This window comes from Convivina praedatoris, from assembly GCF_933208495.1.
Taxonomy (GTDB): Bacteria; Bacillota; Bacilli; order Lactobacillales; family Lactobacillaceae; genus Convivina; species Convivina praedatoris.
Genome location: NZ_CAKOET010000006.1, coordinates 41,394 through 65,502, shown reverse-complemented (window position 1 = coordinate 65,502; position 24,109 = coordinate 41,394). Strand labels below are relative to the sequence as shown.

The 24,109-nt window shown below is 40.8% G+C and carries 39 protein-coding genes; 37 read left to right on the top strand and 2 right to left on the bottom strand.

Annotated features, from left to right (window positions below; all coding sequences use genetic code 11):
• Window position 1: 1 nt before the first annotated feature.
• From M4974_RS06465 to rplQ, 31 genes are all read left to right on the top strand, one after another.
• Window positions 2–811 (top strand): ABC transporter permease, encoded by an 810-nt coding sequence (locus M4974_RS06465; RefSeq protein WP_248706721.1) that lies wholly within the window; start codon window positions 2–4, stop codon window positions 809–811.
• Between the two features lie 8 nt (window positions 812–819).
• Window positions 820–1,644 carry an ABC transporter permease gene (locus M4974_RS06460; protein WP_248706722.1) on the top strand — a complete coding sequence of 275 codons (825 nt, stop codon included), beginning with the start codon at window positions 820–822 and terminating at the stop codon, window positions 1,642–1,644.
• A 1-nt stretch (window position 1,645) separates the two neighbouring features.
• Window positions 1,646–2,725: an ABC transporter substrate-binding protein gene (locus tag M4974_RS06455; RefSeq protein WP_248706723.1), complete on the top strand. Its 1,080-nt coding sequence runs from the start codon at window positions 1,646–1,648 to the stop codon at window positions 2,723–2,725.
• Between the two features lie 241 nt (window positions 2,726–2,966).
• Complete coding sequence (gene rpsJ / locus M4974_RS06450; protein ID WP_248706724.1) at window positions 2,967–3,275, top strand: 30S ribosomal protein S10; 309 nt, start codon at window positions 2,967–2,969, stop codon at window positions 3,273–3,275.
• 43 nt (window positions 3,276–3,318) lie between these two features.
• Window positions 3,319–4,002: a 50S ribosomal protein L3 gene (gene rplC, locus M4974_RS06445; protein WP_248706725.1), complete on the top strand. Its 684-nt coding sequence runs from the start codon at window positions 3,319–3,321 to the stop codon at window positions 4,000–4,002.
• 28 nt (window positions 4,003–4,030) lie between these two features.
• Window positions 4,031–4,654, top strand: a complete 624-nt coding sequence (rplD, locus tag M4974_RS06440; RefSeq protein ID WP_248706726.1) for a 50S ribosomal protein L4 — start codon at window positions 4,031–4,033, stop codon at window positions 4,652–4,654.
• A complete protein-coding gene (gene rplW / locus M4974_RS06435) occupies window positions 4,654–4,941 on the top strand; it encodes a 50S ribosomal protein L23 (RefSeq protein ID WP_089939675.1) in 288 nt (95 codons plus the stop codon). Before rplD ends, rplW begins: the two co-directional genes overlap by 1 nt.
• A 23-nt stretch (window positions 4,942–4,964) precedes the next feature.
• A complete protein-coding gene (gene rplB, locus M4974_RS06430; protein WP_248706727.1) occupies window positions 4,965–5,801 on the top strand; it encodes a 50S ribosomal protein L2 in 837 nt (278 codons plus the stop codon).
• A 17-nt stretch (window positions 5,802–5,818) separates the two neighbouring features.
• Window positions 5,819–6,094 (top strand): 30S ribosomal protein S19, encoded by a 276-nt coding sequence (gene rpsS / locus M4974_RS06425; RefSeq protein ID WP_089939670.1) that lies wholly within the window; start codon window positions 5,819–5,821, stop codon window positions 6,092–6,094.
• A gap of 14 nt (window positions 6,095–6,108) precedes the next feature.
• Window positions 6,109–6,465 (top strand): 50S ribosomal protein L22, encoded by a 357-nt coding sequence (gene rplV / locus M4974_RS06420; protein ID WP_248706728.1) that lies wholly within the window; start codon window positions 6,109–6,111, stop codon window positions 6,463–6,465.
• The gene (rpsC, locus tag M4974_RS06415; protein ID WP_248706729.1) at window positions 6,465–7,136 is read left to right on the top strand and encodes a 30S ribosomal protein S3; all 672 of its coding nucleotides are present in this window, start codon (window positions 6,465–6,467) and stop codon (window positions 7,134–7,136) included. The genes rplV and rpsC overlap by 1 nt, the downstream gene beginning before the upstream one ends.
• Before the next feature lie 14 nt (window positions 7,137–7,150).
• Window positions 7,151–7,564: a 50S ribosomal protein L16 gene (rplP, locus tag M4974_RS06410; protein ID WP_248706730.1), complete on the top strand. Its 414-nt coding sequence runs from the start codon at window positions 7,151–7,153 to the stop codon at window positions 7,562–7,564.
• Complete coding sequence (rpmC, locus tag M4974_RS06405; protein WP_010691189.1) at window positions 7,564–7,770, top strand: 50S ribosomal protein L29; 207 nt, start codon at window positions 7,564–7,566, stop codon at window positions 7,768–7,770. Before rplP ends, rpmC begins: the two co-directional genes overlap by 1 nt.
• 21 nt (window positions 7,771–7,791) lie before the next feature.
• On the top strand, window positions 7,792–8,058 hold the full coding sequence (gene rpsQ / locus M4974_RS06400) for a 30S ribosomal protein S17 (RefSeq protein WP_248706731.1): 267 nt from the start codon (window positions 7,792–7,794) through the stop codon (window positions 8,056–8,058).
• A 48-nt stretch (window positions 8,059–8,106) separates the two neighbouring features.
• Window positions 8,107–8,475 carry a 50S ribosomal protein L14 gene (gene rplN / locus M4974_RS06395; protein ID WP_089939654.1) on the top strand — a complete coding sequence of 123 codons (369 nt, stop codon included), beginning with the start codon at window positions 8,107–8,109 and terminating at the stop codon, window positions 8,473–8,475.
• Between the two features lie 24 nt (window positions 8,476–8,499).
• Entirely contained in the window at window positions 8,500–8,808 is a 309-nt protein-coding gene (rplX, locus tag M4974_RS06390) for a 50S ribosomal protein L24 (RefSeq protein ID WP_089939652.1), read from the top strand.
• 24 nt (window positions 8,809–8,832) lie between these two features.
• On the top strand, window positions 8,833–9,375 hold the full coding sequence (rplE, locus tag M4974_RS06385) for a 50S ribosomal protein L5 (protein WP_089939649.1): 543 nt from the start codon (window positions 8,833–8,835) through the stop codon (window positions 9,373–9,375).
• Window positions 9,376–9,500: 125 nt separating this feature from the next.
• The gene (rpsH, locus tag M4974_RS06380) at window positions 9,501–9,899 is read left to right on the top strand and encodes a 30S ribosomal protein S8 (protein WP_248706732.1); all 399 of its coding nucleotides are present in this window, start codon (window positions 9,501–9,503) and stop codon (window positions 9,897–9,899) included.
• Window positions 9,900–9,923: 24 nt separating this feature from the next.
• Window positions 9,924–10,460, top strand: coding sequence for a 50S ribosomal protein L6 (rplF, locus tag M4974_RS06375; RefSeq protein WP_248706733.1), 537 nt, complete (start codon window positions 9,924–9,926; stop codon window positions 10,458–10,460).
• A gap of 71 nt (window positions 10,461–10,531) precedes the next feature.
• Window positions 10,532–10,885: a 50S ribosomal protein L18 gene (gene rplR / locus M4974_RS06370; protein ID WP_089939642.1), complete on the top strand. Its 354-nt coding sequence runs from the start codon at window positions 10,532–10,534 to the stop codon at window positions 10,883–10,885.
• Between the two features lie 18 nt (window positions 10,886–10,903).
• On the top strand, window positions 10,904–11,410 hold the full coding sequence (gene rpsE, locus M4974_RS06365) for a 30S ribosomal protein S5 (RefSeq protein WP_089939638.1): 507 nt from the start codon (window positions 10,904–10,906) through the stop codon (window positions 11,408–11,410).
• Between the two features lie 11 nt (window positions 11,411–11,421).
• Window positions 11,422–11,604 carry a 50S ribosomal protein L30 gene (rpmD, locus tag M4974_RS06360; RefSeq protein ID WP_089939636.1) on the top strand — a complete coding sequence of 61 codons (183 nt, stop codon included), beginning with the start codon at window positions 11,422–11,424 and terminating at the stop codon, window positions 11,602–11,604.
• Between the two features lie 25 nt (window positions 11,605–11,629).
• Window positions 11,630–12,064, top strand: a complete 435-nt coding sequence (gene rplO / locus M4974_RS06355) for a 50S ribosomal protein L15 (protein ID WP_248706734.1) — start codon at window positions 11,630–11,632, stop codon at window positions 12,062–12,064.
• Entirely contained in the window at window positions 12,064–13,365 is a 1,302-nt protein-coding gene (gene secY, locus M4974_RS06350; protein ID WP_248706735.1) for a preprotein translocase subunit SecY, read from the top strand. Before rplO ends, secY begins: the two co-directional genes overlap by 1 nt.
• 26 nt (window positions 13,366–13,391) lie before the next feature.
• Complete coding sequence (locus tag M4974_RS06345) at window positions 13,392–13,958, top strand: adenylate kinase (RefSeq protein ID WP_248706736.1); 567 nt, start codon at window positions 13,392–13,394, stop codon at window positions 13,956–13,958.
• A gap of 90 nt (window positions 13,959–14,048) precedes the next feature.
• The gene (gene infA / locus M4974_RS06340) at window positions 14,049–14,264 is read left to right on the top strand and encodes a translation initiation factor IF-1 (protein ID WP_089939625.1); all 216 of its coding nucleotides are present in this window, start codon (window positions 14,049–14,051) and stop codon (window positions 14,262–14,264) included.
• A gap of 50 nt (window positions 14,265–14,314) precedes the next feature.
• Window positions 14,315–14,434, top strand: coding sequence for a 50S ribosomal protein L36 (gene rpmJ, locus M4974_RS06335; RefSeq protein WP_089939621.1), 120 nt, complete (start codon window positions 14,315–14,317; stop codon window positions 14,432–14,434).
• A 77-nt stretch (window positions 14,435–14,511) separates the two neighbouring features.
• On the top strand, window positions 14,512–14,883 hold the full coding sequence (gene rpsM, locus M4974_RS06330; RefSeq protein ID WP_089939618.1) for a 30S ribosomal protein S13: 372 nt from the start codon (window positions 14,512–14,514) through the stop codon (window positions 14,881–14,883).
• A 182-nt stretch (window positions 14,884–15,065) separates the two neighbouring features.
• A complete protein-coding gene (gene rpsK / locus M4974_RS06325; protein ID WP_089939615.1) occupies window positions 15,066–15,452 on the top strand; it encodes a 30S ribosomal protein S11 in 387 nt (128 codons plus the stop codon).
• Between the two features lie 47 nt (window positions 15,453–15,499).
• Window positions 15,500–16,444, top strand: a complete 945-nt coding sequence (locus tag M4974_RS06320; protein ID WP_248706737.1) for a DNA-directed RNA polymerase subunit alpha — start codon at window positions 15,500–15,502, stop codon at window positions 16,442–16,444.
• 38 nt (window positions 16,445–16,482) lie between these two features.
• Window positions 16,483–16,866 (top strand): 50S ribosomal protein L17, encoded by a 384-nt coding sequence (rplQ, locus tag M4974_RS06315; RefSeq protein WP_089939609.1) that lies wholly within the window; start codon window positions 16,483–16,485, stop codon window positions 16,864–16,866.
• Window positions 16,867–16,910: 44 nt separating this feature from the next.
• Here the strand turns inward: rplQ and M4974_RS06310 are convergent, their stop codons facing one another.
• Together M4974_RS06310 and M4974_RS06305 are read right to left on the bottom strand one after the other, a co-directional pair.
• Window positions 16,911–17,930: a polyprenyl synthetase family protein gene (locus tag M4974_RS06310; protein WP_248706738.1), complete on the bottom strand. Its 1,020-nt coding sequence runs from the start codon at window positions 17,928–17,930 to the stop codon at window positions 16,911–16,913.
• Window positions 17,931–18,001: 71 nt separating this feature from the next.
• Window positions 18,002–19,678, bottom strand: coding sequence for an FAD-dependent oxidoreductase (locus M4974_RS06305; protein WP_248706739.1), 1,677 nt, complete (start codon window positions 19,676–19,678; stop codon window positions 18,002–18,004).
• A gap of 171 nt (window positions 19,679–19,849) precedes the next feature.
• On the opposite strand from M4974_RS06305, the gene M4974_RS06300 reads away from it, so the two are divergent.
• The 6 genes from M4974_RS06300 to rplM all read left to right on the top strand — a co-directional run bounded on the left by M4974_RS06300 (window position 19,850) and on the right by rplM (window position 24,104).
• Window positions 19,850–20,671, top strand: coding sequence for an energy-coupling factor transporter ATPase (locus tag M4974_RS06300; protein WP_248706740.1), 822 nt, complete (start codon window positions 19,850–19,852; stop codon window positions 20,669–20,671).
• Entirely contained in the window at window positions 20,647–21,504 is an 858-nt protein-coding gene (locus tag M4974_RS06295; protein WP_248706741.1) for an energy-coupling factor transporter ATPase, read from the top strand. Before M4974_RS06300 ends, M4974_RS06295 begins: the two co-directional genes overlap by 25 nt.
• Complete coding sequence (locus M4974_RS06290) at window positions 21,497–22,300, top strand: energy-coupling factor transporter transmembrane component T family protein (RefSeq protein WP_248706742.1); 804 nt, start codon at window positions 21,497–21,499, stop codon at window positions 22,298–22,300. Before M4974_RS06295 ends, M4974_RS06290 begins: the two co-directional genes overlap by 8 nt.
• Before the next feature lie 10 nt (window positions 22,301–22,310).
• On the top strand, window positions 22,311–23,078 hold the full coding sequence (truA, locus tag M4974_RS06285; RefSeq protein ID WP_248706743.1) for a tRNA pseudouridine(38-40) synthase TruA: 768 nt from the start codon (window positions 22,311–22,313) through the stop codon (window positions 23,076–23,078).
• Window positions 23,079–23,100: 22 nt separating this feature from the next.
• Window positions 23,101–23,508 carry a pyridoxamine 5'-phosphate oxidase family protein gene (locus M4974_RS06280; protein ID WP_248706744.1) on the top strand — a complete coding sequence of 136 codons (408 nt, stop codon included), beginning with the start codon at window positions 23,101–23,103 and terminating at the stop codon, window positions 23,506–23,508.
• A 152-nt stretch (window positions 23,509–23,660) separates the two neighbouring features.
• The gene (rplM, locus tag M4974_RS06275) at window positions 23,661–24,104 is read left to right on the top strand and encodes a 50S ribosomal protein L13 (RefSeq protein WP_248706745.1); all 444 of its coding nucleotides are present in this window, start codon (window positions 23,661–23,663) and stop codon (window positions 24,102–24,104) included.
• Window positions 24,105–24,109: the final 5 nt, after the last annotated feature.

Genomic DNA, 24,109 nt, shown 5'->3' with positions numbered 1-24,109 from the left:
TATGTTAGTTAATAAAAATAAATTTAGCTTTACGCGCCTAACTTTTTATAGCACCTACGGTCTATGGCTATTGCTCTTTGTGATTGCCCCGTTAATGTTGCTGCTGTGGCAGTCTTTAGTTGGGTCAGATGGCCATTTAACATTACAAAATTACCAAACGTTTTTTGTTAGTGGCACTTATTTAACGATGGCTTTTAATTCGGTTTGGTATGCCTTTATTATCACTGCTGTGACATTACTGATTAGCTATCCAGCGGCCTACATAATTAATAGCCTTAAGTACAAACAGTTTTGGTTGTTATTGATAATTTTACCTACCTGGATTAACTTGTTGCTAAAAACATATGCTTTTATCGGTATTTTGGCAAAGACGGGTCCAATTAATCAGCTGGCTGAAAGCTTGGGACTAGGGACACATCAATTATTGTTTTCTGATTGGAGCTTTATTATTGTCGCGGCTTATATAGAAATTCCCTTTATGATTTTACCGATTTTTAATTCGTTGACTGATATTGACCCTGTTTTAGAACAGGCTAGTCGAGATTTAGGTGCAAATCGTTGGCAAACTCTAAAAAATGTCATTTGGCCGCTTTCGTTACCAGGTGTAAAATCCGGTATTCAAGCCGTTTTCATTCCGAGTCTGTCCTTGTTTATGGTGACACGTTTGATCGGTGGAAATCGAGTTATTACATTGGGAACCGCTATTGAACAACATTTCTTAGTTACTCAAAATTGGCAGTTTGGTTCGACAATTGGTGTAGTTTTGATTATCGCCATGGTAATCACAATGCTACTAACTAGAGAGAAATGAGGTAGAAAATGTTGAAAAATAAAACTGCTCATTTATACCTAATGGTACTATTTACTTTATTATATGCGCCGATTTTCTTTTTGGTTTTGTATTCTTTTAATGCTGGCACAACGATGCAGGGCTGGCAAGGCTTTACCTGGAATCATTATCAGGAATTGTTTAGTGATTACCATTTGATAGAAATTGTTTTAGATACCTTGATACTAGCCTTATTATCAGCTTTAATTGCGACCATAGTTGGGACGGTTGGCGCATTAGTGATTAATCGTCAAAAAAACCGAGTTTGGAAAAACACTCTTTTGTCATTAAATAATGTTTTGCTAGTTTCACCTGATGTTATTATTGGTGCTTCTTTGTTAATTTTATTTACAGTTTGTGGATTTTCGTTAGGATTTGTCTCTACTTTATTTGCCCACATTGCTTTTAGTATTCCGATTGTGGTGCTAATGATTTTACCCAGATTACAGGAAATGAGTCATAGCCTAATTGACGCTGCTAAAGATTTAGGGGCTAATGATCAACAAGTGTTATCACAGGTGACATTGCCATATATTTCACCCGGTGTTTTAGCTGGATTCTTTATGGCATTTACTTATTCTTTAGATGATTTTGCTGTGACTTTTTTCGTAACTGGGAATGGCTTCACTACGCTATCAGTGGAAATATACTCACGAGCTCGCCAGGGAGTTAGTTTAGAAATTAATGCTTTATCCACGATTATGTTTTTAGTTTCAATAATTTTAGTCCTTTTTTACTACCTAATTAATCAACGAGCTAATCGTCAACGTAAAAATAAACTAACTAAGATTGTCTTACCGGGAGAGAGGGAATAAGATGCGAAAACTATTAACTGGAGGGGCAATCATCATTGCGGTGATTTTAGTTTTACTTGGTTTAAAGACCTATCTAGTTCAGGCCCAAGACAATCAACAACATTCTGACAAAGTGTTAGACTTTTATAATTGGGGTGACTACATTGATCCTGATTTGTTAGTGAAATTCACCAAAGAAACTGGGTACCAAGTTAACTACAATACCTTTGACTCCAATGAAGCGATGTTTACAAAAATTAAACAGGGTGGGACCTCTTACGATTTAACCGTGCCTTCTGACTATACAGTTAATAAGATGATACAAGCTAATCTGTTGGAGCCATTGGATTACAATCGGCTAGTGGGGATGAATAATTACTACCCGCGTTTGTTGAATCAAACTTTTGATCCACAAAATCGTTATTCGATACCTTATTTTTGGGGAACATTAGGAATTTTATATAATAAAAAAGTTATTTCGGCCAGTTCTGTAGCTCATTGGAATAATTTGTGGGATTCAAAGTTTAAAGACCAGATTTTATTGGTTGATTCTGCTCGTGATATTTTGGGGATGACTTTGGTTTCTCAAGCTAAGTCGATGAATGATCAATCTACAGCCGATTTAGCAGCAGCTCAGGGTAAGTTAACTTCTTTGATGCCGAATGTAAAAGCTATTGTGGCTGATGAATTAAAAATGTACATGGCTCAGGGTGAAGCTAATATAGGAATTACCTACTCTGGAGAAGCAGCTCAGGCCATGGCTAAAAATCCGGATTTAGCTTATCAAGTACCTAGTGAAGGTTCAAATGAGTGGTTTGATAATTTTGTGATTCCCCGTAATGCACGGCACAAGGATGCAGCCTATGCCTTTATTAACTTTATGAATCAACCTCAAAATGCTGCGCAGAATGCAAAATATATTGGCTATGCGACGCCTAATCAAAAGGCATATGAATTGCTACCGAAATCAGTTCAGAACAATCGTCAATTTTATCCGAGTCAGGTTACTTTAGATAAATTGGAAGTGTATCAAAATTTGGGCCAAAAATGGACTGAAAAATATAATGATGCTTTCTTAGAATTCAAAATGACTAAACGTTAAAAATAAATATTTGTAGTAGGAAACCCTTGTATAGCAAGGGTTTTTCTGATACTATAGTTAGGTACGCCTTTCAGGTGTATAGCTAATAGCCACCTGAAAAGGCTGGTGTATCAACGTTTAGCGATGATGATTAAGGTTGCGACACGCGCGGCCGCGTTGCCATGGGCGCGCAAACACAAGCAAGTGTTGTCGGTTTTTGATCGGAGTTAGCTGATTTACGAAATCAACGAGGAGGCATAAAATGGCACAAAAGAAGATCCGTATCCGCTTGAAGGCATACGAACACCGCATTTTAGACCAATCAGCAGATAAGATTGTTGAGACGGCTAAGCGCACAGGTGCAAAAATCGCTGGCCCAATTCCATTGCCAACGGAACGCACTTTGTACACGGTGTTAAGTTCACCGCACAAGTATAAGGATGCCCGTGAACAGTTCGAAATGCGGACTCACAAGCGGTTGATCGATATTGTGAACCCTACTGACAAGACAGTTGACGCATTGCGTAAGCTTGAATTGCCATCAGGTGTTGCAATTGAAATTAAGTTGTAATTAAATACATTGCTTCTGAGCAATGAAGTTAAGGAGAATAGTCATGACTAAAGGTATCTTAGGCCGCAAAGTCGGTATGACTCAGGTTTTTACTGAATCTGGCGAATTGATTGCCGTGACTGCTGTTGAAGCAACGCCAAACGTTGTTTTGCAGGTTAAGACTGCTGAAACCGATGGGTATAACGCAGTTCAGTTGGGTTATCAAGATAAGCGCGAGGTTCTGTCAAACAAACCTGAACAAGGCCATGTTGCAAAAGCAAACACAGCCCCTAAGCGCTACATTCGTGAAGTCCGTGATGCGGAAGGCGAATATAACGTTGGGGATCAAGTCGCAGTCGACACATTCCAAGCGGGTGATTACGTCGACGTCACTGGCATCACAAAGGGACATGGCTTCCAGGGCGCAATTAAGCGTTTGGGACAGTCTCGTGGACCAATGAGCCACGGTTCTCGTTATCACCGTCGTCCTGGTTCAATGGGTGCTATTATTAACCGCGTATTTAAGGGTAAGTTGTTGCCTGGTCGCATGGGTAACCACAAACGTACAATGCAAAATGTTGCAATTGTTCATGTTGATGTGGAAAACAACCTGTTGCTACTTAAGGGTAATGTACCTGGGGCTAATAAGTCACTTTTGACAATTAAGTCAACTGTTAAAGTTAATGCAAAACATCCTGAAATCAAGATGGCTGGCGCAAAGCCTGCTACTGTTTCAGAAGAAGCTTAAAAATATATAGAAAGGAGAACAATCAATCATGACTAAAGTTGCTGTATTAAAGCAAGATGGTAGTCAAGCGGCAGAATTGGAATTAAATGATGCTGTCTTCTCCATCGAACCAAACAACGCGGTTATTACTGATGCGGTTTTGATGCAACGCGCTTCAATGCGCCAGGGTACTCATGCCGTTAAGAACCGTTCAGCTGTTTCCGGTGGTGGTAAGAAGCCGTGGAAGCAAAAAGGAACAGGTCGCGCTCGTCAAGGATCTATCCGTTCACCTCAGTGGCGTGGTGGAGGAATTGTTTTCGGACCTACTCCTCGTTCATACGCTTACCGTATTAACCGTAAGGCTTATCAATTAGCTTTACGTTCAGTATTATCACAAAAGGTTGCTGAAGGTAAGTTAGTGGTTGTTGATTCATTGGCTTTCAACCAACCTAAGACACAAGACTTTAAAAAGGTTATGGACAACCTATCTGTTGATTCCAAGGCATTGGTTCTTGTAGATAACGATAACGAAAATGCTATCTTGTCTGGTCGTAACCTTGCTAATGTGCAAATCATGCATGCTGATGGAATTAACGTTCTTGATGTTGTGAATGCGGATAAGCTGGTGGTTGTTCAATCAGCTCTCGAAGAAATCCAAGGAGGTCTTGCCTAATGGATGCACGTGATATTATTCGCCGCCCAATCATTACAGAGGCTTCTATGGCTCAAACTGAAAACAAGCGTTATGTGTTTGAAGTTGACACTCGAGCCACAAAGCCTGAGATTAAAAAGGCAATTGAGCAAATCTTTGATGTACAGGTTTCTGGTTTAAATACCGCAAATGTACGTGGTAAGAAAAAGCGTCAGGGACGTTATGTTGGCTACACTCGTAAGCTTAAGAAGGCTACTGTTACGCTGGCTGCTGATTCCAAAGATATTGAAATCTTTAACGAAGGTTAATTTTAAAATAGGAGGATAAGACATTGGCTATCAAGAAGTATAAGCCAACCTCTAACGGTCGTCGTAATATGACTTCTTCAGATTTTTCTGAAATCACAAAAACGACCCCCGAAAAGAGTTTGTTGGTTAAAAAGTCAAAAACTGGTGCCCGTAACTCATCCGGCCGTATGACTGTTCGTCATCATGCTGGTGGACACAAGAAGGCTTATCGTATCATCGACTTTAAGCGTATCAAGGATGATAAGGCAGCAACAGTAAAGGCTATCGAGTACGATCCAAACCGTACTGCTAACATTGCTTTACTTGGTTATGAAGATGGTGTTAAAACTTACATTTTGGCCCCTAAGGGTCTTAAGGTGGGCGATAAGGTTCATTCTGGATCAGATGCCGATATTAAGATTGGTAACGCATTGCCATTGAACGCTATTCCTGAAGGAACTTTGATTCACAATATTGAATTGAAGAATGGTAAAGGCGGCCAATTGGCACGTTCTGCTGGTGCTTCAGCACAGATTTTGGGACGTGATGGTAAATATACTATCGTTCGTTTGACTTCTGGTGAAGTGCGTTTAGTTTTGTCAACTAACCGTGCAACTATTGGTGAAGTTGGAAATGCTGAACATTCATTGATTAACTGGGGTAAGGCTGGCCGTAACCGTTGGCGTGGTAAGCGTCCACACGTTCGTGGATCAGTTATGAACCCTAATGATCACCCACACGGTGGTGGTGAAGGAAAGGCTCCAGTTGGTTTGCCAAGTCCACTTTCTCCATGGGGTAAGAAGACTGTTGGTAAGAAGACTCGCGACAAGAAGAAGAACTCAACTAAGTTCATTATTCGTGGTCGTAAGAAGAGTAAGTAAGGGAAAGGAGACAAATAATGGCTCGTAGTTTAAAAAAGGGACCATTTGCGGACCCGCACTTGCTTAAGAAAATCGAAGCGCAGGCTGACAACGAAAAGAAGTCAGTGATCAAAACTTGGTCACGCCGTTCAACGATTTTCCCAAGTTTTATCGGATTTACCATTGCTGTTTATGATGGTCGCAAGCACGTTCCAGTTTATGTACAAGATGATATGGTTGGACATAAGCTTGGTGAGTTTGTACCAACTCGTACGTTCAAGGGACACAAGAACGACGATAAAAAGACTAAGTAAGGAGGAAATGAAAAATGGCTGAACAAGTTACATCAGCGCGCTCGACTGCCAAGATTGTTCGTGTAGCCCCTCGTAAGGCTCGCCTCGTCCTTGACACTATCCGCCGCAAGAATGTGAATGAAGCATTTGCAATTTTGAAGTTCCTACCTAATCATTCTTCTGAAGATGTTTATAAGGTTTTGAACTCAGCTGTTGCTAACGCTGAAAATAATTTTTCACTTGACCGTGAAGACTTAATCATTAAAGAAGCCTTTGCAAATGAAGGGCCTACGTTGAAGCGTTTCCGTCCTCGTGCAAAGGGTTCTGCTTCACCTATTAACAAGCGCACAAGTCACATCACGATTGTGGTTGCTGAGAAGGAGGAAAAGTAATGGGTCAAAAGATTAACCCAACTGGATTCCGTGTCGGTGTCATTCGCGACTGGGATGCTAAATGGTTTGCTGACAAGGCTGATTTCTCTAAGCAACTTCTTGAAGATTTGCGTATTCGTAAGTATATCGAAAAGAACTTGGCTGATGCGTCAGTTGATCGTGTTGAAATTGAACGTAGTACAAAGTCACGTATTGATATTGTGATTCACACTGCTAAGCCAGGAATGGTTATTGGTAAGGGTGGTTCTGAAGTTGAAAAGCTTCGGACACAATTGTCAAAGTTGACCGATAAGGACGACCGCGGTCGTTCAAAGCGTGTTTTCATTAACATTATTGAAATCAAGAAGCCTGATTTGAGCGCTCACTTGGTTGGGCAACAAGTTGTCGGTGATTTGGAACGCCGTATTGCTTTCCGTCGCGCTATGCGTGGTGCAATGCAACGTGCTACTCGTGCTGGGGCTAAGGGAATTAAGATTGTTGTTTCAGGACGTTTGAATGGAGCTGATATTGCTCGTATCGAACAATACACTGAAGGAACTGTTCCTTTGCATACTTTACGTGCCGACATCGACTATTCATGGGACGAAGCAAAAACCGCTTACGGTAATTTGGGTATTAAGACTTGGATTTACCGTGGTGATATATTGCCTAAGAAGAAAAATAACAAGTAAGGAGGGAAGCAAACATGTTAGTACCAAAGCGTGTTAAGTTCCGTCGTGTACACCGTGGCCACATGCGTGGTGAGGCTAAGGGTGGTAAGACGGTTGCTTTTGGCGAATACGGCTTGCAAGCAACTACTTCAAGTTGGATTACGAATCGTCAAATTGAAGCTGCCCGTATTGCAATGACCCGTTATATGAAGCGTGGTGGTAAGGTTTGGATTAAGATCTTCCCTCATAAGTCATATACATCAAAAGGTGTTGGAGTTCGAATGGGTAATGGTAAGGGTGCACCTGAAGGATGGGTTGCCCCAGTTAAGCGTGGTAAGGTAATGTTTGAGGTTGGTGGCGTTTCAAAGCCAGTTGCCATTGAGGCATTGCGTTTAGCACAATACAAGTTGCCTGTACGTACAAAGATTATTGCTCGGGAGGCTGAATAATGGCTAAAGCAAATGAATTAAAAGCTTTGTCACTTGCGGATTTGCAAAAGCGCGAAGCCGAATTCAAGGAAGAATTGTTCAACCTTCGTTTCCAATTGGCTACTGGTCAATTAGAAAACACGGCCCGTATTTCAAAGGTTCGTAAGGACATTGCACGAGTTAAGACTGTAATTCGTGCGCAACAGTTAGCAGAAGCTAACAAGTAAGACGAAAGGAAGAAGCTGAAAATGAGTGAAGAACGTAATGCTCGTAAGGTTTACCGTGGCCGTGTTGTCTCTGACAAGATGGACAAGACTATTACTGTAGCTGTTGACACTTATGTCAACCACCCAGTTTACGGTAAACGTGTTCGCTATACAAAGAAGTTCAAGGCCCATGATGAAAACAACGTTGCCAAGCAAGGCGATATTGTTCAAATTATGGAAACTCGTCCTTTGTCTGCAACTAAGCACTTCCGTTTGGTTAAGGTTATTGAAGAATCTGTTATTCTTTAATAGTAACTACCAATCGTCGTAATTAATTGCTAACAAGGAGGATGAACCATGATTCAACAAGAGAGTCGTTTAAAAGTGGCCGATAACTCTGGCGCACGTGAAATCTTGACGATTAAAGTGCTCGGTGGTTCTGGTCGTAAGTTTGCTGGCATTGGTGACATGATTGTTGCGACTGTTAAGCAAGCTATGCCTGGTGGTAACGTTAAGAAGGGTGATGTTGTTAAGGCTGTTATCGTGCGGACTGTTTCTGATGTTCGTCGTGCAGACGGTTCATACATCAACTTTGATGAAAACGCTGCTGTCATCGTTAAGGATGATAAGTCACCAGTAGGTACGCGTATCTTTGGTCCTGTTGCACGTGAATTGCGTGACAACAACTACATGCGTATTGTTTCATTGGCACCAGAAGTGCTCTAATATTGACAAGGAGGAGAGCCTATCATGTTTGTTAAAACAGGTGATAAGGTTCGCGTCATTGCCGGCAAGGACAAGGGAAAGGAAGGAACAGTTACTAAGACTGTTGCTGCCAAGGACCGTGTTGTTGTCGAAGGCGTGAACATCGTTAAAAAGCATCAAAAGCCTTCTAACGAGTATCCACAGGGTGGTGTTATCGATATCGAAGCGCCTATCCATGTATCTAACGTGCAATTGCTTGATCCATCAACTAATGAGCCTACTCGGGTGGCATTTAAGATTGAAGATGGCAAGAAGGTACGTGTTTCAAAGAAGTCTGGTAACGTACTAGGCTAATAGTCGAAAGGTGAAATCATTTTCATGGCAACTACTTTAAAAGAAAAATATGTTAATGAAGTTCAACCTGCTCTAATCAAAAAGTTTGAGTTTACTTCACCAATGCAAGCTCCCAAGGTTGAGAAGATTGTCTTAAACATGGGTGTTGGTGATGCTGTTTCTAACTCAAAGAACTTAGATGAAGCGGTTGAAGAATTGAAGTTAATCGCTGGTCAACAACCAGTAATTACACGAGCAAAAAAGTCAATCGCTGGATTCCGTTTGCGTGAAGGTATGGCAATTGGAACTAAGGTTACTTTGCGTGGACAGCGTATGTATGACTTTTTAGATAAGTTGATTAACATTTCCCTACCACGTGTTCGTGATTTTCACGGTGTTTCATCAAAAGCTTTTGATGGGCGTGGAAACTACACATTGGGTATTCGGGAACAATTGATTTTCCCTGAAATTGACTTTGACCAAGTTAACCGTGTTCGCGGTTTGGACATCGTTATTGTTACAACAGCTGAAAATGACGAACAAGGTCATGAGTTGTTGGCACAAATGGGAATGCCTTTTGCAAAGTAAGTATTTAAAAATGCAGTCGCTCATCGAGTGACGCGTTTTTAACTATTTAGGACTATAGGGTCTTAAATAGTTAAGAGCGTGTCAATTGTTGACCACGTTCAAAAATAATAGGAGGATATCGATAGATGTCTATGACTGATCCAATTGCTGATTTTTTGACTCGTATTCGTAACGCCAACTTAGCGCGTCACGCTTCAGTTGAAATTCCAGCATCTAACATTAAAAAGAGTATCGCCGAAATCTTGAAAAACGAAGGTTTCATCCGCGACGTAGAATACATTGATGACAGCAAGCAAGGTGTTATCCGTGTATTCTTAAAGTACGGTGAAAACCAAGAACGTGTTATTACAGGAATTCAGCGTGTTTCAAAGCCAGGTTTGCGTAAGTATGCCAAGGCTGAGGAATTGCCAAAGGTCTTGAACGGTTTGGGAATCGCTATCTTATCTACATCAAATGGTGTGATTACTGATAAAGACGCCCGTGCTAAGCAAGTCGGTGGCGAAGTGCTGGCTTACGTTTGGTAATATATCTAAGAAAGGAGACTTACCATGAGCCGTATTGGAAATAAAGTAATTACACTTCCTGCTGATGTAACTGTTTCACAGGAAGGACAATTAGTAACAGTTAAGGGACCGAAGGGTGAATTGTCACGCGAAATCGTTCCTTCCATTACTATGCATGTTGATGGCGACAAAGTATCTTTCACTCGTGAAAGTGATGACAGCAAGCACCGCGCTTTGCACGGTACTACTACTGCTAACTTTGCAAACATGGTTACTGGTGTAACTGAAGGATTTTCTAAGACTTTGAAGATGGTCGGTGTTGGTTACCGTGCTTCTAAGTCAGGTTCAAAGTTGACTTTGAGTGTTGGTTATTCACACCCTGTTGATTTTGAAGATCGTGAAGAGTTAACTGTTGAAGTGCCTGATGCCTTGACTATCAAGATTTCTGGTATTTCAAAGCAACGCGTTGGTGATTTTGCTGCTGAAGTTCGCGCTGTTCGTCCTCCAGAACCCTATAAGGGTAAGGGAATTCGTTACGAGAACGAAGTTGTTCGTCGTAAGGAAGGTAAAACTGGTAAGTAATCTATTCTTATCAGCAGTTATATTTTTAACAATTTTAATACTTTTATTGAAAAGAAAAGGAAAGCACAGCTATGATTTCAAAACCAGATAAAAATAAGCTCCGCTTAAAGCGCCACAAGCGTGTCCGCGGTAAAATTTCTGGTACTGCTGCTCGCCCACGTTTGAACGTTTTCCGTTCTAATGTTAACATCTACGCTCAATTGATTGATGACGTAGCGGGTGTAACGCTAGCAAGTGCCTCATCACAAAGTGCCGATGTTACCGGTACAAAAACTGAACAAGCCGTTAAAGTCGGTGAATTAATTGCTAAACACGCTCAAGCAGCTAACATTGAAGAAGTTGTTTTTGATCGTGGTGGTTACGTTTATCATGGTCGTGTAAAGGCTTTGGCCGATGCAGCCCGTGAAAACGGATTGAAGTTCTAAGGAAAGGAGGAATATAAAATGGTTGAATTCGTTAGTCCTAATTCAGTTGGTGAATTAGAAGAAAACGTTGTTGCTATTAACCGTGTTACCAAGGTTGTTAAGGGTGGACGTCGTTTGCGTTTTGCTGCCTTAGTTGTTGTTGGTGATAAGCAAGGACACGTTGGTTTTGGAACTGGTAAAGCTCAAGAAGTTCCTGAAGCAATCCGTAAGGGTGTTGAAGATGCTAAGCGTAATCTTATAACTGTGCCAATGGTTGGTACAACTATTCCTCACGATATTATCGGTGAATGGAGTGGTGGTAAGATTCTTGTTAAGCCTGCCAAGGAAGGTGCTGGTGTTGCTGCCGGTGGTTCTACTCGTTCTGTTATGGAATTGGCTGGAATTAACGATGTGACTGCTAAGTCTCTTGGATCTTCTACTCCAGTTAACGTTGTGCGCGCAACATTTGACGCTTTGTCAAAGCTTAAGAGTGCTGACGAAGTTTCTAAGATGCGTGGAGTTTCACTAGAACACTTAGCTGAATAAGGAGCGATAATATGGCTGATTTAAAAATCACTTTGATTAAGAGTGCGGCTCATCGCTTACCCAAGCAACGTGCCATTGTTAAGTCTCTTGGACTTAATCGTGTGTCTAGTTCAGTGGTGAAGCCTAATAACGAAGCGATCCGTGGCGCTATTTTCCACATTGCTCACCTTGTGAGTGTTGAAGAAGTAAAGTAAAAAAATAAAAAGGAGGGACCAAAAGATGAATTTGAATGAATTACAGCCAGCAGCTGGTTCACGTCAAGTACGTAACCGCGTAGGTCGTGGTACTTCATCCGGAAACGGTAAAACCGCTGGACGTGGTCAAAAGGGTCAAAAGGCCCGTGGAAAGACACGTTTGGGGTTTGAAGGTGGACAGATGCCATTGTACCGCCGTATTCCAAAGCGTGGATTCACAAACATTTCTCGTAAAGAATTTGCTATCGTGAACTTGGAAAAGTTGAATACTTTTGCCGATGGTACTGAAGTTACTCCAACTTTGCTAATTGAATCAGGTTTGGTAAAGAACGCAAAATTTGGAGTTAAGATTCTTGGCGAAGGTAAGATTGAAAAGAAGTTGACTGTCAAGGCTAATAAGTTCTCTAAAGCGGCAGTTGAAGCAATCCAACAAGCTGGTGGCTCAACCGAGGTGATTTAATGCTTAGCACGTTATTTAATGCAGTACGTGAGAAAGACATTCGGAAGAAATTGGGCTGGACTATTCTAATTCTTTTTGTTTATCGAATTGGAATTCATATCACAGTGCCTGGTGTTAATCCGGCCGCTATGAATTCGATGGCTAGCAATGGGCTTTTGAATATTCTAAATATTTTTTCTGGTGGTGGACTACTGAACTTCTCGTTATTTGCAATGGGAGTTTCGCCGTATGTTACTGCACAGATTGTTGTGCAACTTTTGCAATTAGATATCGTGCCTCGCTTTGTTGAATGGAGTAAGCAAGGGGAAGTTGGTCGACGAAAGTTGAATAATGCAACGCGTTGGTTAACCATTGTGTTTGCTTTTCTACAGTCAATCGGTATTACAGCCGGATTTAATTCCCTTTCCGCTTATGGATTAGTTAAGCAGACGAATAATGTTATGTCCTTTGTTATTATTGGGGCAGTTATGACCATAGGTACATTTTTTGCTGTTTGGCTGGGTGAAATGATTACTGAAAAAGGTTTAGGTAATGGGGTTTCCATGATTATCTTTGCTGGTATTATTTCCCAAATTCCAGATGGCCTTTATGAAATTTATAAAGAGAATGTCCTACAGGCTGGGAGTCAAAGTGATTTGATTACTGGTTGGGTATTTACCGCAGTGATTATCGCTGCCATTATTTTGGTTGTTGGTATAACGACTTGGTTCTATGAAGCAACTCGTCGGTTGCAAATACAATACACTAGGTCGGCTGCTTCTTATGGAAGCGAAGCCTATCTACCACTTAAATTAAATGTTTCTGGAGTTATTCCAGTTATCTTTGCTTCTTCATTTATTAGTACACCACAGACAATTTTGTTTGCCTTTCAAGATAAGTTTGGAACTGCGCAGTGGTATAAGGTGCTTCAGCAAGTCTTTAGCATGACTACTGTTTCAGGTGCCATTTTCTATACAGTATTGATTATTATCTTTACTTATTTTTACGCCTTTGTTCAAGTTAATCCTGAAAAATTGGCAGAAAATCTTCAAAAGCAAGGGGCTTACATTGTCAATGTGCGACCCGGCTTAGAGACACAAAAGTTCATCACGCAGATGCTTTTGCACCTAAGTTTTGTGGGAGCGTTGTTCCTTGGTTTTGTGGCATTGGTTCCTTTAATTGCCTCAGATGTTTGGGGCTTAAACGAAAAAATTGGATTGGGTGGTACCAGTTTGCTAATTACAATCGGGGTTACACTTGATTTAATTCGACAAATTGAAGGTCTGATTCAAAAGAAGAATTATGTAGGATTTATTCAATAACTTTTTAGCTTAATAGGAGGCTATTAATGGCTATTAATTTAATTCTCTTGGGTTTGCCTGGTGCAGGTAAAGGAACTCAAGGTGATTTAATTGTCAAAGATTATCCCGTTGTTCATATCAGTACAGGCGATATTTTCCGTGCTAACTTAGCCCAGAATACTGAATTAGGTGAGCAAGCGCGTTCGTATATGGATGCTGGAAATTTGGTTCCTGATGAAATAACAAATGCTATGGTTGCTGATCGACTAGGTCAAGCAGATGTTCAAGAGCATGGCTTCATGCTTGATGGATATCCTCGTAATGAGGACCAAGCGCGTTTCTTAGATCAGTACTTACAAGAGCATGGCACCAGTGTGTCAGCTACTCTTTATTTTGAAGTTTCAGATGACATTTTGCGTCAACGCTTGTTAGGGCGTGGTCGTGCTGATGATACTCCTGAGATTATCGATAATCGTTTGGCTGTTAATAAGGCTGCTAATTTACCATTGGTTGATTATTACCAAGCTGAAGGTGTTTTACACACTATCAATGGTAATGGTGATTTAGATGGTATCTATAAGTCAGTTAAAGAAATCCTAGATGCTTTAGCATAGACTAAGTTTCTTGATAAAGATTAATAATTCTGATATAATTCGATAGGTTATGCACTTATCAATTGTGTCGTTTACTTGGAGGTAACGTGCGTGGCTAATGATGTCATTGAAATTGAGGGTAAAATCAAAGAGACGATGCCCAATGCAATGTTTCAAGTTGAACTTGAAAATGGGGCGGTAATTTTAGCTCATGTTTCTGGTAAGATTCGTAAGAATTTTATTCGTATTTTACCTGGAGACCGTGTTACAGTGGAAATGTCGCCTTACGATCTAACTAAGGGTCGTATTACTTACCGTTTCCGTTAATTTAAACGGGACGGTCTAATAATCAGTTAACCGAATAGGAGGAATAGATTATGAAGGTACGTCCATCAGTTAAAAAAATGTGTGATGCTTGCCGTGTTATCAAGCGTAATGGTCGGACAATGATTATTTGCCCTGCAAACGCCAAGCATAAGCAACGTGCTGGTAAGTAAACTTACCAGCTTCATTAATATTGATTGAAATTAAACATAAATGTTATTTTCAAAATACAACAAGGAGGTAAATTGTTATGGCTCGTATTGAAGGTATTGATTTGCCACGTGACAAGCGTATTGTCATTGGCTTAACATACATCTACGGAATCGGTAATTCAACTGCACAAAAGATTTTAGCAGAAGCTAAGGTTTCAGAAGACGTGCGCGTACGTGATTTAAGCATTGATCAAGAAGATGCTATCCGTAATGCTATCGGTGAAATGAACTTGCAGTTGGAAGGTGATTTGCGTCGTAAGGTGTCACTTGACATCAAGGGATTGCAAGAAATCGCTGCTTACCGTGGTATTCGTCACCGTAAGGGATTGCCCGTTCGTGGACAACACACGAAGAACAACGCCCGTACTCGTAAAGGCCCAGCTACAGCAATTGCTGGTAAGAAGAAGTAAAGATTACTTCTTTAGCAGTACTCGTTTTTGGAGAATAGCATTTGTAGGGAAGGTCTAACTTTCGTTATAAGCGTTGTATCCTAATCGATGCCGCACATGATTATCACAACCTTAGTTGTGTAATGTTGGTTATTTAATTAACCCGAGAAATTATAAAAAGTATTGAAAAGGAGGCAAATATTATGGCAGGTCGCACAACGCGTAAGCGTCGAGTGAAAAAGAATATTGAAACTGGCGTGGCTCATATCCATGCTACTTTCAACAATACCATCGTCATGATTACTGATGCTCAAGGTAATGCTGTTGCATGGTCATCAGCCGGTGCATTAGGCTTTAAGGGAAGTCGTAAATCAACTCCCTTTGCTGCTCAAATGGCAGCTGAAGCTGCAGCCAAGGGCGCTATGGAAATGAACATGCGCTCAGTTGCAGTTACTGTTAAGGGCCCTGGCTCTGGTCGTGAATCAGCAATTCGTGCTTTGGCAGCAGCTGGTCTGGAAGTTACATCTATTAAGGATGTTACGCCAGTTCCCCATAACGGATCACGTCCACCAAAGCGTCGTCGTGTTTAATTGAATTTCATTGCTTCTGCTTTGAAAGAGGGGGTACGAATTTACTGATGATTGAATTTGAAAAGCCAAAAATTCATCCCATTGAAGAGGATGCCAGCTATGGCCGTTTTGTCATAGAACCCCTTGAACGTGGTTATGGTACGACACTAGGAAATTCCTTGCGTCGAGTAATGCTATCATCGCTTCCTGGTGTGGCAATCAACACTGTTCAAATTGATGGTGTCGTGCATGAATTTTCAACTGTAGATGGTGTTGTTGAAGATGTGACACAATTAATTTTGAACCTTAAAAAAGTTGTTTTGGCAACTGATTCAGAAGAAGAACACAGCTTAGAGATTGATGTTCAAGGTCCATTGGATGTCACAGCTGCTGATTTGCAAGGAAGTGCAGATATTGAGGTGCTTAACCCTGATTTGCACATTGCTACATTAGCTTCTGGTAAGTCACTGCACATGACAGTTACTGCTGTAAAGGGTCGTGGATACTCTTCTGCCGATGAAAATAAGAATTTGCGTGAAGAAATGCCAATTGGTGTTTTGACAGTTGATTCTATTTATACGCCAATTGATCGTGTTAATTATCATGTAGAAAACACTCGTGTGGGTTCTCGTGATGATTATGATAAGTTGACGATGGAAGTTTGGACAAACGGTTCAATCACACCTAGTGACGCTTTAAGTTTAGGTTCAAAGGTTTTGACTGAACACTTAAATTTGTTTATGGACATTTCACCTGTAGCTTCTGAAGCTAGTGTAATGGTGGAATCAGAACCTGTTGTTGCTAGTTCAACCGATTCAGCACCAATTGAAGATTTGGATTTATCAGTTCGTTCATACAATTGTCTGAAAAGAGCTGGTATCAATACCATTGTTGAATTAACTGATCGAACTGAAGATGATATGATGAAAGTTCGTAACTTGGGTCGTAAGTCATTAGACGAAATTCAAGAAAAGTTAACTGACATGGGATTGGGTTTCCGTAAAGAAGATTAATTGATCTTTTAAAATATTTGGAAAAGGAGGATTCACTGATGGGATACCGTAAGTTAGGCCGTACATCTTCTCAGCGTAAGGCAATGTTGCGTGATTTGACTACTGATTTGCTAATCAATGGTCGTATTACTACAACTGAAGCGCGCGCTAAGGAAGTACGTAAGACTGCTGATAAGATGATTACCCTAGGTAAGCATGGAGATTTGTCTTCACGTCGTAAGGCAGCTGCCTTTGTTCGTAACGAAATCGCTGACGTCAAGGAAAATGATGGTGACATTAAGGTTCAAACTGTCTTGCAAAAGTTGTTTGATGATGTTGCTCCTCGTTTCTCTGAACGAAATGGTGGTTACACTCGCATTCTAAAGACTGTTCAACGCCGTGGTGATGCGGCTCAAATGGTTATTTTGGAGCTTGTTGATTGATTTATATGAAAAACCCTGTTACTTATAAGTAACAGGGTTTTTTATTAGCTTTGGCGTTTAATTAGTTTATTAACTAATCGCTGTAGGTTTTGTTGTAAGTCTGGTGAAGGTAATTTCTCGATGAGGTCGTTTAAATCTTGCTGGTACTTATATAATAAGTCTTCCAAACGTTCCATGGCCGATGTTGCCAGAATCAATTCCTGTAATTCATCTAGTTGTTGATCACTGATATTATCTCGTAAGTTCAACAAATCTAAAATGGCTTCACGATATTGTTCGTCCTCTAGGCTAAACAGTACAGGAGCAGTATATATGCCATTTCGAATATCTTGATTTTTGGGCTTACCAAGGGTACTTAAGTTACCATTATTACTGAAGTCTAGATAGTCATCAAACAGCTGAAAAGAAATTCCTAATTTACGACCAAACTCGTTGACCAATTCGTTGATTGTACTTGAAGCATTCCTAGTCCCGGAATGAATACCGTAAAACATAGCAAGTTCAAAGAGTGCACCGGTTTTACCATCCATTTGTTGGACATAGTTTTCAAAAGTGTTTTCTGTATTATAGCGATTTTGTTTTTGATATAATTCGCCAAAAAGAATACGTTGAATACTGTGGATGACTTGGTTGTTTAAATTGGGTTTATTAACTTGACTAATTAAAGAAAACATACCAGTTAATAGATAATCACCAGCGTAGACGGCAGTGTCTTTGCCAAAAGCACTCTGGATACTAGGACTACCTCGGCGAAGCTTGGATTCGTCGATAATATCATCGTGGATAAGAGTAGCTAAATGTAAGAGTTCTACACTGGCAGCCATCTTAATCGCTTGTTCGTGGCTATTCCGGTCTGGTTCAACACTTAATTCAGTAAATAACAGAGTTAGAGCTGGTCGTAGTAGTTTACCCGCAGCTAGCTGGCTGCGAATAGCTTGGTCAATTTCTGAAAAATTGATTTCCCAGCTGTCGTTAATTACAGCGATTACTTCTTTTAATTCAGTTTTTAATCTGGGAAAATCATCCCAAATTGAGGATAGGGTAAAGTCGTTGGGCATTGCCATATCATACTTTCTTACTTAATTTATTATGTACAAAAGGGTCTGGATAAAAATCCACACCCCTCTATTATACGCTATTTATCAAGATCATCGTATTGTGATTTACTTTGACCATACCAAGCTTTTCCGAAAATCTTTTGAAGTAGTGGTACGGCAAAGAAATCAACACCAAATCCGCGACCAGAACCGTTCATTACGGCTAAACTACCAAAGATGATAAAGAGTTGAGAAATATCAAATCCATTAAAGATCCAGGCAGCTAGAGCCAAAAGAATTGAAAGAAAACCGGCCGACCAAGTAAAGAGACCAATTAACAAACCAGCACCAGCAATGATTTCAAGGAAGCTAGCTAGGCCACCTTGCCAGTAGAAGTTGCCCAAATGGCCTAGACTTTCCACCGCAGCCAAAATCCAAAATATACCTAAGAAAATTCGAAGTGGCGTCGCCCAGAGTACATTTCCCTGACGTGAAACTGTACCACGGAAAGGATTACGCCCGTCGGCTGTGCGAAAGAATTCATCGAGCATGTAGTGGAAGATTGAATAACCAGAACGAATTTGAGAATAGAAGTAAAGATTGATGCCGTGCTTAGCCAAGCTAGCAAAGAAGCCAGAGAAGTTCCAGTTTTTTATTAGAGAGGCTACCGTATAGTGCGAACCGATGGAAACGGCATAACCATGGTACTTAACCAAGTCACCAAAAGTCTTAGCATCAACGACTAAACCAAGGTCATTTAAAATATTATTGCTGGCAGTCTTAGCGGCATTTTCAGCACCTTCAACTGTTTGTGGTACGGGTCCAGTTTTTTCATCAACATAGGAAATGGTATCACCAGCTGCGTAAATGTCCTTGTTGACCTGTTCGTCATCATTGATGGCATGCATGTAGTCATCGACTTCAATTCGACCGCCACGACCGGTTTTAAAGCCCCAGCCAGCAACTGCTGACTTAGCTTTAACTCCAGCAGTCCAAATCAAAGACTTGGTTGGTAGGGTGCTACCATCATCAAAGATAACGCCGTTTTCATCGACACCAGTCACTTTTGAGTTCATGCGCAGGTCCACACCGTTGTTAACCATGTATTGGTAGGCTTTATCGGCTAAACGGCGGTCACTAAGCATCCGCAAAATGGCATCACCAGCTTCTAACAAAACTAACTTGATTTCACTTTCATCAAGTTTGTAGGTTTGAGCAAGAACTTTACGTTGATCAATAAATTCACCCATTAATTCAGCACCGGTAAATCCAGAACCAACGACTGCGATGGTTAGTAGTTGTTCACGGCGCTTAGGATCTGATTCGGCCGCCCCTTGAGCAACAATATTTTCAATTTGTTGGCGAATACGTAATGATTCTTCCATTGACCAGAGTTCAAAACCAAACTCTTTAACACCGGGTGTACCAAAGTCATTGGATTGTCCTCCGACTGAAATGATTAACTTTTCATAAGGGAGGGTACCGCGCGTTGTTGTAATGGTTTTATTGTCTTTGTCGATAGACTCAACTTCAGCAGTTACTAATTCAACATTAGTATCGTGGGCAAAAAGATGTTCTAAATCTTCTTGGACGTGGCCTGGTTTAACTCGTTGAGCGGCTACTTCGTGCAACTCCGTCATATAAGTCATGTAGGAGTGCTTATCAATTAAGATAATGTTGTAATCTTTTTTAGCGCGGAGTTTCTTAGCTAGTTTTTTGGTAGCAAAAACACCACCGAAACCGGCTCCGACGACTATGATATTTTTTTTAGTCATATTTTTTCCTTGTGAAATATTATTTTTTAATACATAACTCAATTTATAATTATAATCCCTATAGAGCATTTTTTGAACCGTTATTAGGTGATAAGTTTGTGAAAAATGAAAACTGGACTGATAGTTAGTGAGAAAGTCATTGTTATTTTAATTATGATAAAATAGCCTTTAATGGAAAAAGCAATTACAATTAAAAATTTAAAATATCAATATGATCAAAATCAACCTCTATTCGATGGATTGAACCTGAATATTGAGCAGGGACAATGGGTAGCTTTAGTCGGTCACAATGGCTCCGGAAAGTCGACCTTAGCTAAGTTGATTTTAGGCTTATTAGTAGCCGATGAAGGCGAGATTGCAGTTCTGGGTCAGACTTTATCAGAAGATTCCGTGGATGAAATTCGGGGTCAAATTGGTATGGTTTTTCAAAATCCTGATAACCAATTTGTCGGTGCAACGGTTGCTGATGATGTTGCCTTTGGTTTAGAAAACTTAGAGGTTCCTAGTGAAGCAATGTCGGCTAAAATTCAGGCTGCTTTAGAAGTGGTCGGCATGGAAGAATTTACTGATCGTGAACCGCATCATCTTTCTGGTGGACAAAAACAACGGGTGGCCTTGGCCAGCGTCTTGGCCCTGGAACCTAAGATTATTATTTTGGATGAGGCGACGGCCATGTTAGATCCTGATGGGCGACAAATGGTTCAAGCTACTTTAAAAAAATTAAAGCAGTTATATGGATCAGAGTTGACCTTAATTACGATTACCCATGATATGGATGAAGCCAGTTTAGCCGATCGAGTGGTGGTTGTTAATGATGGTCAGTTAGTTATGGACGGGCAACCTAATCAAGTCTTTGCCCAAGGAGCTACTCTAGCAAAAATTGGTTTGGAGCTACCCTTTAGTATGCAGTTGATTCAACGATTAGACCCACGGCCACAAAATTATATGAACCAGCAGGAGTTGTTAGCATGGCTATCACCTTTGAACAAGTAAATTTTAGTTATGGCCAGGGTAGTTTATCTCAGCCAATTTTAAAAGACATTTCAACGACAATTCCATCTGGAAAAATAACCGCTATTATTGGACAAACTGGTTCGGGTAAATCGACCCTAGTTCAGCATATTAATGGTTTATTGAAACCCACCAACGGAAAAGTAATAATCAATGACTTTGAGTTAACCTCACAAACAAAAGAAAAGCAATTAGTAGCCTTGCGGGCGCAAGTAGGGATGGTTTTTCAATTTCCTGAAAGTCAGCTTTTTGCTAACACGGTGCTAGAAGATGTGATGTATGGTTCTTTAAACTTTGGGCAAGACCACTTGGCCGCCAAAGAAGCTGCTCAAGCTGCTTTAACGATGGTGGGTTTGCCCAGTCAACATTGGGATAAGTCCCCGTTTGCTCTCTCTGGAGGACAGATGCGTCGAGTAGCGATTGCCGGGACCTTAGCCTTGAATCCGCCAATTATCGTTTTAGATGAGCCGGCAGCTGGTTTAGATCCATTGGGACAAGCTGAATTAGTTAAGCTGATGCTTAATCTAAAAAAGCAGGATAAGACGGTAGTATTGATTTCACATCAAATGGATCAAGTGATGACTGTTGCTGATTGGACCTTAGTCATGCACCAAGGGCAAGTTATTGCTGCTGAAACTCCGACAACATTGTTTAATCGGCCCTTATCTTGGTTTAAAAAGGTACATTTGGATTTACCTACGGCCGGACAGTTTGCTCAGCAATTAATGGCGCAAGGATGGCAATTTAAAGAGCGGCCATTGACGCTTGAACAGCTGGCTCAAGCCATTAATCAGGAGGTTACAATCCATGAATAGTATTGTGATTGGCCGTTATATTCCTGGCAACAGTTGGATTCATCGGTTGGATCCACGGACGAAAATTATCTTAACCTTTGTCTATATTATGATTTTACTGTTTGCTAACAGTTGGGGAACCTATTTAGTGGCGACGATTTTTTTAGCCGGTGTGATTTATCTGACCAAACAGCCATTAAATCTGTATTGGCAAGGGATTAAACCGATTCTATGGTTGATTCTTTTTACTGTTATTTTACAAATTTTTTTCACAGATGGGCAGCCAGTTCTATGGCAGTGGCGATTTATCAAAGTTACACTACCTGGTTTGATTAACGCTATTTATGTGGTGATTCGCTTTGTTTTAATTATTTTAATGTCGACGATTATGACCTTAACAACACCACCAACTAGTATTGCATCAGCGCTGGAGTCATTACTTGGTCCTTTAAAAAAACTGAAAGTACCCGTTGCTGAATTGGCCTTAATGTTGTCAATTGCCTTACGATTTGTGCCCTTGCTAATGGATGAGACGCAAAAAATTATGAATGCGCAAAAATCACGGGGGATGAGTTTTTCTACCGGAGGACCGATTAAGCGGGCTAAGGCAGTTGTACCGTTATTAGTACCACTTTTTGTCGGAGCTCTACAACGGGCCTTAGATTTGGCCAATGCCATGGAAGTGCGTGGCTTTAAAGATGCTGATCATCGAACTCGGTACCGAATTTTGGCCTATCATCGAGCTGACTATATCAGTGGCTTAATGATGGTGCTGTTTATTATTGTTTTTAGTTTAATTAATTTAAAGGGTTGGTAAGGAGTGAGAAATGCCACGTTATCGAGCAGTTGTTGCCTATGATGGCTCCGGTTTTGCCGGCTTCCAAGTGCAAAGTAAACGCGGAGTAGAGCGTGAACGTACGGTTCAAGGCGAACTAATTAAAGCAGTTAATCAAATGGGGAAAAATCCTCAGCCGGCTATTAAGGTGGTAGGCGCATCAAGGACTGACACGGGGGTGCATGCATATGGCCAGGTCATCCACTTTGACTTACCCTTTAACATTCCAGCCGAAGGGGTTCGCAAGGGCCTCAATACTATTTTGCCCCGTGATATTTTGATTAAAGAAGTTTTGGTAGTTTCAGACAACTTTCACGCTCGCTTTAGCAGCCACTCTAAGCGCTATTTTTACCGCGTGTCAACTCAGGATTACGTTGATCCCTTTAAACGAGTTTACACAGGCCATTTCCATTGGCATTTAGATGCCAAACGGATTGAAGAAGCTTTACCCGATTTAATAGGCGAGCACGATTTTGCCTCCTTTGCTGCTTCAGGTAATGAAACGGCCACGACCGTGCGGACAATTACTCGAGCAGATGTAATCGTTAAAGCTGATGAGCAGGAATTGGTTTTTATTTTTGAAGGAAATGCTTTTTTATATAATCAAATCAGAATCATGGTGGGTGTGCTCTTAGAGATTGGTACTGGCCGTCGACCAATACATGATATTGTGCGCTTGATTGAGGTTAAAGATCGTGAACAAGCCCGTTATACTGCCCCAGCCGCTGGCTTATATCTGGACGAAATAGCGTATAATTAATATCAAATGGAGGTTATTACTGATGACATTATTTGAAGAGTATATGCAAGCAGCTAAAGGTTTGGTTGTGATTTCAACTGCTGCTGATAATCAACCAAGTTCTCGCTTAATGGGCTTTGCCCCAGATCCTCAGCAACCGAATGTTTGGTATCTGGTAAGTCAGCCGGATGCTACTAAGGTTAAGGAATTGGCCCAAAATGAACGAGTTGCGATTTTAACTTTATTAAATGAAAATGGTGCTCGGATTGAGTCTAATCAAGCAACCATGGCACCTTCTGAGAAGCAGTGGTCCGAGGTGGCTAGTTACTTTAAGGCGCCAATCTTTTCTAAGATGCACCCTCATCCAGAAGAAGAGATATTGTACCAATTAACGATTCATTCGGCTCGGTTGGCTTCCTATGCCGGTAATGAAAATGTAACCTTTGATTAGTAGAATTTCAGTGTAAAACATTGACATAACTACCTGGTTTGGGTAGAATGAGAAACGGTATTGTTTACCTCACGATAAGCCCCGGAAACTTATTGTAATTATCTTGGTAAGGAACGACCAAGTCTGTAAACAAGAAATTAAAGGAGCGCACTATGCGTACAACATTTTTAGCCAAGCCAGGCGAAATCGAAAAAAAGTGGTACATCATTGATGCCAAAGACGTCGTAATGGGACGTTTGTCAACGGTTGTTGCCTCAATCTTACGTGGTAAGAACAAGCCAACTTTCACACCAAACGTTGATATGGGTGACAATGTTATCATCATCAATGCTAGTGAAGTAAAGTTGACTGGTAAGAAAGCTACTGACAAGATTTATTACCATCACTCAAACCACCCAGGTGGTTTGAAGGAACGGACTGCCGGTGACTACCGTCAGAAAGATCCTGAAAAGCTCTTGGAACTTTCAATCAAGGGTATGTTGCCTAAGAACACTTTGGGACGCGCACAAGGCTTGAACTTGCACGTGTATGCCGGTGCTGATCACAAGCATGCTGCACAAAAGCCTGAAGTACTTGACATCGACAAGTTAATCTAAGAAAG

Bases quoted from the DNA above. Each gene is read 5' to 3' on its own strand.
- rplM (WP_248706745.1), top strand. From the start codon at position 23,661: ATGCGTACAACATTTTTAGCCAAGCCAGGCGAAATCGAAAAAAAGTGG.
- M4974_RS06455 (WP_248706723.1), top strand. From the start codon at position 1,646: ATGCGAAAACTATTAACTGGAGGGGCAATCATCATTGCGGTGATTTTA.
- rplC (WP_248706725.1), top strand. From the start codon at position 3,319: ATGACTAAAGGTATCTTAGGCCGCAAAGTCGGTATGACTCAGGTTTTT.
- rpsC (WP_248706729.1), top strand. From the start codon at position 6,465: ATGGGTCAAAAGATTAACCCAACTGGATTCCGTGTCGGTGTCATTCGC.
- rplW (WP_089939675.1), top strand. From the start codon at position 4,654: ATGGATGCACGTGATATTATTCGCCGCCCAATCATTACAGAGGCTTCT.
- rplX (WP_089939652.1), top strand. From the start codon at position 8,500: ATGTTTGTTAAAACAGGTGATAAGGTTCGCGTCATTGCCGGCAAGGAC.
- rplD (WP_248706726.1), top strand. From the start codon at position 4,031: ATGACTAAAGTTGCTGTATTAAAGCAAGATGGTAGTCAAGCGGCAGAA.
- rplP (WP_248706730.1), top strand. From the start codon at position 7,151: ATGTTAGTACCAAAGCGTGTTAAGTTCCGTCGTGTACACCGTGGCCAC.
- rpsS (WP_089939670.1), top strand. From the start codon at position 5,819: ATGGCTCGTAGTTTAAAAAAGGGACCATTTGCGGACCCGCACTTGCTT.
- truA (WP_248706743.1), top strand. From the start codon at position 22,311: ATGCCACGTTATCGAGCAGTTGTTGCCTATGATGGCTCCGGTTTTGCC.
- rpmD (WP_089939636.1), top strand. From the start codon at position 11,422: ATGGCTGATTTAAAAATCACTTTGATTAAGAGTGCGGCTCATCGCTTA.
- rpsJ (WP_248706724.1), top strand. From the start codon at position 2,967: ATGGCACAAAAGAAGATCCGTATCCGCTTGAAGGCATACGAACACCGC.
- M4974_RS06300 (WP_248706740.1), top strand. From the start codon at position 19,850: ATGGAAAAAGCAATTACAATTAAAAATTTAAAATATCAATATGATCAA.
- M4974_RS06305 (WP_248706739.1), bottom strand. From the start codon at position 19,678: ATGACTAAAAAAAATATCATAGTCGTCGGAGCCGGTTTCGGTGGTGTT.
- M4974_RS06465 (WP_248706721.1), top strand. From the start codon at position 2: ATGTTAGTTAATAAAAATAAATTTAGCTTTACGCGCCTAACTTTTTAT.
- rplE (WP_089939649.1), top strand. From the start codon at position 8,833: ATGGCAACTACTTTAAAAGAAAAATATGTTAATGAAGTTCAACCTGCT.
- rplF (WP_248706733.1), top strand. From the start codon at position 9,924: ATGAGCCGTATTGGAAATAAAGTAATTACACTTCCTGCTGATGTAACT.
- M4974_RS06345 (WP_248706736.1), top strand. From the start codon at position 13,392: ATGGCTATTAATTTAATTCTCTTGGGTTTGCCTGGTGCAGGTAAAGGA.
- M4974_RS06320 (WP_248706737.1), top strand. From the start codon at position 15,500: ATGATTGAATTTGAAAAGCCAAAAATTCATCCCATTGAAGAGGATGCC.
- M4974_RS06280 (WP_248706744.1), top strand. From the start codon at position 23,101: ATGACATTATTTGAAGAGTATATGCAAGCAGCTAAAGGTTTGGTTGTG.
- rpsH (WP_248706732.1), top strand. From the start codon at position 9,501: ATGTCTATGACTGATCCAATTGCTGATTTTTTGACTCGTATTCGTAAC.
- rpsM (WP_089939618.1), top strand. From the start codon at position 14,512: ATGGCTCGTATTGAAGGTATTGATTTGCCACGTGACAAGCGTATTGTC.
- rplV (WP_248706728.1), top strand. From the start codon at position 6,109: ATGGCTGAACAAGTTACATCAGCGCGCTCGACTGCCAAGATTGTTCGT.
- rpmC (WP_010691189.1), top strand. From the start codon at position 7,564: ATGGCTAAAGCAAATGAATTAAAAGCTTTGTCACTTGCGGATTTGCAA.
- M4974_RS06295 (WP_248706741.1), top strand. From the start codon at position 20,647: ATGGCTATCACCTTTGAACAAGTAAATTTTAGTTATGGCCAGGGTAGT.
- rpsK (WP_089939615.1), top strand. From the start codon at position 15,066: ATGGCAGGTCGCACAACGCGTAAGCGTCGAGTGAAAAAGAATATTGAA.
- rpsQ (WP_248706731.1), top strand. From the start codon at position 7,792: ATGAGTGAAGAACGTAATGCTCGTAAGGTTTACCGTGGCCGTGTTGTC.
- M4974_RS06460 (WP_248706722.1), top strand. From the start codon at position 820: ATGTTGAAAAATAAAACTGCTCATTTATACCTAATGGTACTATTTACT.
- M4974_RS06290 (WP_248706742.1), top strand. From the start codon at position 21,497: ATGAATAGTATTGTGATTGGCCGTTATATTCCTGGCAACAGTTGGATT.
- rplN (WP_089939654.1), top strand. From the start codon at position 8,107: ATGATTCAACAAGAGAGTCGTTTAAAAGTGGCCGATAACTCTGGCGCA.
- rpsE (WP_089939638.1), top strand. From the start codon at position 10,904: ATGGTTGAATTCGTTAGTCCTAATTCAGTTGGTGAATTAGAAGAAAAC.
- M4974_RS06310 (WP_248706738.1), bottom strand. From the start codon at position 17,930: ATGGCAATGCCCAACGACTTTACCCTATCCTCAATTTGGGATGATTTT.
- rplO (WP_248706734.1), top strand. From the start codon at position 11,630: ATGAATTTGAATGAATTACAGCCAGCAGCTGGTTCACGTCAAGTACGT.
- rplQ (WP_089939609.1), top strand. From the start codon at position 16,483: ATGGGATACCGTAAGTTAGGCCGTACATCTTCTCAGCGTAAGGCAATG.
- rpmJ (WP_089939621.1), top strand. From the start codon at position 14,315: ATGAAGGTACGTCCATCAGTTAAAAAAATGTGTGATGCTTGCCGTGTT.
- secY (WP_248706735.1), top strand. From the start codon at position 12,064: ATGCTTAGCACGTTATTTAATGCAGTACGTGAGAAAGACATTCGGAAG.
- rplR (WP_089939642.1), top strand. From the start codon at position 10,532: ATGATTTCAAAACCAGATAAAAATAAGCTCCGCTTAAAGCGCCACAAG.